The sequence below is a fragment of the Plasticicumulans sp. genome (assembly GCF_035331805.1).
Classification (GTDB): domain Bacteria; phylum Pseudomonadota; class Gammaproteobacteria; order Competibacterales; family Competibacteraceae; genus Plasticicumulans.
On sequence record NZ_DAOLKE010000211.1, the window covers coordinates 1 to 6304 of the forward strand.

3 protein-coding genes are annotated in these 6304 nt (G+C 73.1%); 1 reads left to right on the forward strand and 2 read right to left on the reverse strand.

Translation table 11 applies throughout. From position 1 onward, the window contains the following. Window positions 1–440: MFS transporter (locus tag PKE44_RS13525; protein WP_324552066.1), on the forward strand; the 440-nt coding region annotated here is incomplete at its 5' end. Window positions 441–458: 18 nt separating this feature from the next. Here PKE44_RS13525 and PKE44_RS13530 read toward each other — a convergent pair. Beyond that, on the reverse strand, window positions 459–815 hold the full coding sequence (locus tag PKE44_RS13530) for a hypothetical protein (protein WP_324552068.1): 357 nt from the start codon (window positions 813–815) through the stop codon (window positions 459–461). A gap of 470 nt (window positions 816–1285) precedes the next feature. Then, the coding region (locus tag PKE44_RS13535) for a glucoamylase family protein (protein WP_324552069.1) at window positions 1286–6304 on the reverse strand (5019 nt) is incomplete at its 5' end.

Genomic DNA, 6304 nt, shown 5'->3' on the forward strand with positions numbered 1-6304 from the left:
CCATCGCCGGCACGCTGGCGCTGGCGGCGCGCGAGCGCAGCAGCGGCTACGAACGCATCGCCGCCGCCAGCGCGCTCGCGGCCGCCACCGGTCTGCTCGGGCTCGCAGCCGAACCGCCGTATGCGCTGGCGCTCGGGATGATGATGCTGATCGGCGGCGGCATGATGACGACGGCCGCCGCGCTCAACAGCCTGCTGCAGACCGTCGTCGAGCCGCGCCTGCGCGGCCGGGCGATGAGCCTGTACGTGCTGGCGTTTGCCGGCGTCTTCCCGCTCGGCGCCCTGATGTCCGGCCTGCTCGCCGGGCACTTCGGCGTGCAGGCGACGCTGGCGCTGGCCGGGCTCGGGGCGCTTGCGGTGGTGCTGCACTACCTGCGGCGGCTGCCGCGGCTGAGTGCGCGGCTCGCCGGCGAGTACCGCCGGCTCGACCTCGACGGCTGAGCCGCGGCCAGCGGGCGCTCAGTCGAGCGTCGCCCACACCTTGCCTTTCTTGTAGTGCAGCGTGACCCGCGAGATCTGCAGCAGGTCGAGGCTCTCCCAGGTGATGAAGTTGCCGTCACTGTCCTCGACGCGCAGATCCCACATCGCGGCCCGCTCCTTCGGGCTGAAGGTGATGTTGACGCTTTCGCCATCCGACAGCGTGTCGTCCCCGAGGATGTCCTCCTCCCAGTCGTCCGAACTGTGCGGGGACGCATAGACCTTGTGGATTTCGACGCCCGTGCGGTTGACCAGCGTGAAATCCTGATCGCCCGCCCGGGCCGGCAGCACGAAGGTCACGGCCGCCAGCAGCGCCGCCCCGAGAATGCCTCTGAACATGATTTTCCGACTCCCCTTCTGCAAACGCATTCTGCAAACGCAGCCCGGCCTGCCCCGGCGGCGGCCGGTGCGGGCAGTGGCTGATGGTGGATGTGCAAACGAGGCGGACCGCGGTGCTGCCGCGCCGCCCTGCGCCGGGGGGAACGCGCGCGCATTCTCGAAGAACGCCCGGGACGGCCACCGGCGCCTGACAATCTTTCACTACCGCTGCGCGCCGGCCGGACGGCCGCGGTTTCATCCGCCCGTCGGCTGCGCCCCGGAGGGCGGGCGCACCGGCTCGATGCCTGCCACGCCGCCGACCTGCCCGGCCAGCCATTCGATCAGCCGCCGCACGCGGGCAGCTGCGCCCGGGGCTGGAAGCCCCGGGCACCAGCGGCTTCGGGCTGCACGTGGCCCCGTCCGGGACATGAGCTGCGCGCGGGCGGCCGCGGCGGGCATATCCCGGCCTGCCGGCCGTCCGTGACCGCCGCTCACGCCGCCTGCCGCTGCCGCCCGTCGAGCTTCAGCTCGACGCGATGCTCGGCGCCGTCATCGACGAGCGGGATGCGGCCGTCGCTGCGCACGCGCCCGTCGACGCTCAGCTGCGCACCCTCACCGCCACGGCCACGGCTGACCTCGATGTGCCAGCGGCTGGCGCCGTGGCGATAGGTGAGCGTGTAGCCCGGCCAGCCGTCCGGCAGCAGCGGATCGAGCCGCAGCGCATCGGCGTGGCGCGTCAGTCCGAGCAGGGATTCGAGCAGCAGCCGGTACATCCAGCCGGCCGAGCCCGTGTACCAGGTCCAGCCGCCGCGGCCGGTGTGCGGCTCGACGCCATAGACATCGGCCGCCATCACGTAGGGCTCGGCGCGGTAGCGTTCGATGCCGGCGGCGTCGCGGGTGCGGTTCAGCGGGTTGATCAGGTCGAACAGCTCCCAGGCGCGCTGGCGCTCGCCGAGCGCGGCGAAGGCCATCACCGCCCACACGGCGCTGTGCGTGTACTGGCCGCCGTTCTCGCGCACGCCCGGCAGATAGCCGCGGATGTAGCCCGGATCGAGCGGGCCGTGGCCGCTGAAGGGCGGGTCGAAGAGCTGGATGATGCCGGCCTCGCGGCGCACCAGCCGGCGTTCGAGCGAGTCCATGGCCTGCGCCGAGCGCGCCGGATCGGCTGCGCCCGAGAGCACCGCCCAGCTCTGGGCGATGGCGTCGATGCGGCATTCGGCGCTGGCCTGCGAGCCGAGCGGGCTGCCGTCGTCGAACCAGGCGCGCAGATACCACTCGCCGTCCCAGGCGTGGCGTTCGAGGTTGTCACGCAGCGTGGCCGCCTCGCGCCGGCACAGCGTGGCGAACTCGTCATCACCGTGGCGTGCCGCCAGCGGCGCGAAGTCCTGCAGCACCGTGTACAGGAAGAAGCCGAGCCAGACGCTCTCGCCGCGGCCGTCGATGCCGACGAGGTTCATGCCGTCGTTCCAGTCGCCGGCCAGCATCAGCGGCAGGCCGTGCCCGCCGTAGCGCAGGCCGGTGCGGATCGCGCGCCGGCAGTGCTCGTAGAGACTGGCGGCCTGCTGCGAATCGCTCGGCAGGTCGTAATAGGACTCCTCGCCGTCCGGCACCGGCCGGCCTTCGAGGAAGGGCAGCACCTCGTCGAGCACGCCGGTATCGCCGGTGGCGCCGACGTAGCGGCAGGTGGCGAGCGGCAGCCACAGGTAATCGTCCGAGCAGCGCGTGCGCACGCCGCGCCCGCCCGGCGGATGCCACCAGTGCTGGCCGTCGCCTTCAATGAACTGGCGCGAGGCGGCGAGCAGGAGCTGCGCGCGCAGGCGCTGGGGCGCGGCGTGCACCAGCGCCATCGCGTCCTGCAGCTGGTCGCGCAGGCCGAAGGCGCCGCCCGACTGGTAGTAGCCGCTGCGCGCCTGCATGCGGCAGCCGAGCACCTGATAGACGAGCCAGCCGTTGCCGAGCAGGTTGACGGCCGGGTCGGGCGTGTCGATCTGCACGGTGTCGAGCAGCGCCTCCCAGTGCAGCTGCATCGCCCGCCATTCGCGCCACGCGACGCCGGGCGTGCGCATCGCCACCGCCCGCTGCGCGACCTCGTGGGTCGGGGCGGCGCCGAGCCGGAACACGAGCTCCACCTGCTCGCCGGGGGCGAGCGTCAGCGGCAGCCGGATCGCCGCGCACGGGTCGAGACCGGCGCCGGTGCGGTTGCCGAGCGTCGTGCGCCCCATCGCCGCCGGCGCGGCCAGCGAGCCGTTGCGGCCGATGAACTCGGTGCGGTCGGTGGTGTAGCTGCGCGCGCCCGGCTGCGGCCCGGGGTCGGCGTCGAAGAAGGCGCTCATGTGCGGGAATTCGCTGCTGTAGGCGTTGTGCGCGAGCAGCGCGCCGCAGATGGCGTCGCATTCGGTGATCACGTGCGGTGCCGACTTCCAGCGGTGCTCGCCGAGCACCCATTCGACGTAGCCGGTCAGCGACAGCCGCCGCGGCCGGCCGCTGTCGTTGCGCAGCATCACCCGCGAGAACTTCACCGGCAGGCCGGCCCCGACCCACACCGCCAGCTCGCTGACGATGCCGTCCTCGATGTGCTCGAACACGCTGTAGCCGAAGCCGTGGCGGCAGAGGTAGTCGCCCCGGCCGCGCGCCGGCAGCGGCGTCGGCGACCAGTAGCGGCCGCTGTCCTCGTCGCGCACGTAGAAGGCCTCGCCGCAGCTGTCGCTGACCGGATCGTTGTGCCACGGCGTCAGGCGGTACTCGTGGGCGTTGACGGCCCAGGTGTAGGCCGAGCCGCATTCGGAGATCACGGTGCCGAAGCCTTCGGCGTTGGCGATGACGTTCGCCCACGGCAGCGGCGTCGGCGCGTCGGGGCGCAGGCGGATCAGGTACTCGCGGCCGTCGGCCGTGTAGCCGCCGAAGCCGTTGTCGAGCAGCAGGTCCTCGCGCACCAGGCTGACCGGCGCGGCCGGCGCCACGGCATCGGCGGCCGGCGCCAGCACCGGCGGCAGCAGCGGCTGCGTGGCGCTGCGGCGCAGCTGCTGCTCCAGCGTGCCCTTGCGGTCCCAGGCGATGAAGCGCGCCACCGACTCCAGCAGCACGCGGTCCTCGTGCGAGACGTGCTCGGCGTTGCGCACGTAGATGCCGCCGGGCTTGTCGGTCGAGCTTGCCTCGATGCCGGCGGCGATCAGGCCGGTGATCTGTTCGAGCAGCAGCGGCCGGTAGCTGGCGTGGTCCTCGTTCAGGATCACCAGATCGGCGACCAGGCCCTTGCTGCGCCAGTAGGCGTGCGCCTGGATCAGCTGCCGCGCCAGATCGAGGTTCGACACGTCCTGGATGCGCAGCAGCACGATCGGCAGGTCGCCCGAGATCGCGTGGCTCCAGAGCCCCGACTGTCCGCGCCGGTTCTGGCGCAGGGTCGCGGCGTCGGCGCGGCCGTGGGCGTCCGAGAACACCACGCAGGCCGCCAGCTCCCAGTAGAGCTGCGCGTCGGTCTCGGTGACGCCGAGCTGGCGCAGCACCACCTGGCTGTGGATCCACGCGAGGTCGAACACGCGATCGGCCATGTGCGGATCGCGGTACTTCTGCAGCAGCGTCTGCGCGGCCTCGCGGCTGTCGGCCCCGCCGGTCAGCGCATCGACGATCATCGACTCGCCGGGGCGGATCGTGAACACGTGGCGGATGGCGATCACCGGGTCGAGCACGGCGCCGGTGGTGCCGGACAGCGGTCCCGGCGCGCCGGCGAGCGCGAGCGGGGCGCCGCTGCTGCGGGTGCGGCCGATGAAGCGGGCGCGGTCGGTCTCGAACGAGGCCGGCGCCAGCGCCGTGTTCGGGTCCTCGGGCCGTGGCAGCAGCGCATGCAGCAGCCAGGGCTGCGCCTCGCCGTGGCCGCGCGCCCGGCGCGTCGCGAGCAGCGCATGCGCCTCGGGCACGGCCTCGGTCTGCACGAACAGCTTGCTGAAGGCCGGATGCGCGGCATCGGCGGCCGGCGGCGCCAGCGCCACCTCGGCGAAGCTGGTCAGCTCGATGCTGCGCACGCTCGTGCCGCGGTTGGTCAGGTGCAGGCGGCGCAGCTCGATGTCGTCCTCGGGCGAGACGACGACCTCCATGCGCAGCTCGATGTCGCCGTCGCGGCGCAGGAACTCGGCGCGCCCTTCCGAGAAGGTCGCCGAGAACACCGGCGGCCGCACGCGCACCGGCTGGAAACCGGCCGACCACACGGCGCCCGAAGCCGTGTCGCGCAGGTAGAAGAACAGCCCGCGGTCATCGCAGGTGCCGTCCTCGCGCCAGCGCGTCAGCGCCAGCCCGCGGCGCTCCAGCCGGCTGCCGCCGGCCTGCGTCAGCAGCACGTTCAGGCTGCCGTTGGACAGCACGACGAGCTGCGGCAGCGCCGTGTCGGCGGTATCGAAGCTGCGGTTCGGGCGCTCGGGCAGGGTGCCGGCAGCGGCCGGCTTCGGGCCGCTGCCGACGGCCTCCTCGCTGCTGCGGTAGGCGGCACTGGCCGGCACGCGCTCCTGCAGCAGCAGCAGCGTCGCGCAGAGCGCCTTGTCGGCGGCGAAGCGCTGCTGCATCAGCGGTCCGAGCCGCGTCTGCGCCAGCGCCAGGAAGGCCATGCCCTGGTGATGGGCCATGAACGAGCGCACCACCGCGTGCGTGACGTTCGGCGGCAGCCGGTGCGGCGTGTAGTCGATGGCCTCGTAGAAGCCGTGCCGGCCGAGGAAGCCCGCCTCCGCCATCCGCTGCAGGTTGCGCACGGCCGCCGGCGGATCGACCGGCAGCGCCATCAGCGTCGCGTACGGCGCGATGACCAGATCGTCGCCCAGGCCGCGCTTGAGGCCCAGGCCCGGCACGCCGAAGGCGCGGTACTGGTAGTTGAACTGCGCATCGGTGGCGTTGTAGCCGGATTCCGAGATGCCCCAGGGCACGTTGCGCTGGCGGCCGTACGCGATCTGGCGCGCCACGGCGGCCGCGCAGGTGCGCTCCAGCAGCGTGCCGCGGTACTCCGGCATCACCAGCGGCGGCATCAGGTACTCGAACATCGAGCCGCTCCACGACACCAGCGCCGCCTCGCCGCCGATCGCGGTCAGCCGCCGCCCGAGCGAGAACCAGCTCTCCTGCGGCAGCTGGCCGAGGGCGATGGCGACGAAGCTGGTCAGGCGCGCCTCGGAGGCGAGCAGGTCGTAGTAGCTGGTGTCGCGATGCATCGTCGACTGGTTGAAGCCGATCGTCAGCAGCCGCCGCGCCGGGTCGTACAGGAAGCGGAAGTCCATCGCGCCGGCGAAGCGCCCGCAGCGCTCGGCGAGGGCTTCGAGCTGCTGCAGCCGCGTCCGCGCCAGCACCGCGACCGGGCCGTCGCCGGCGGCGAGTGCGGCGAGCGTCCGGCTGCCGTCGGCGCCGGCGAGCGCCGCGAGTTCGGCGTCGATGCGATCGAGCTGGCGCGTCAGCAGCGCGCGCCAGCGCAGCAGCTCGGCCTCGCCGTCGGCCGGCGGCAGCGCGAGCCATTCGCGCAGCCGGCCGACGGCCTCGGG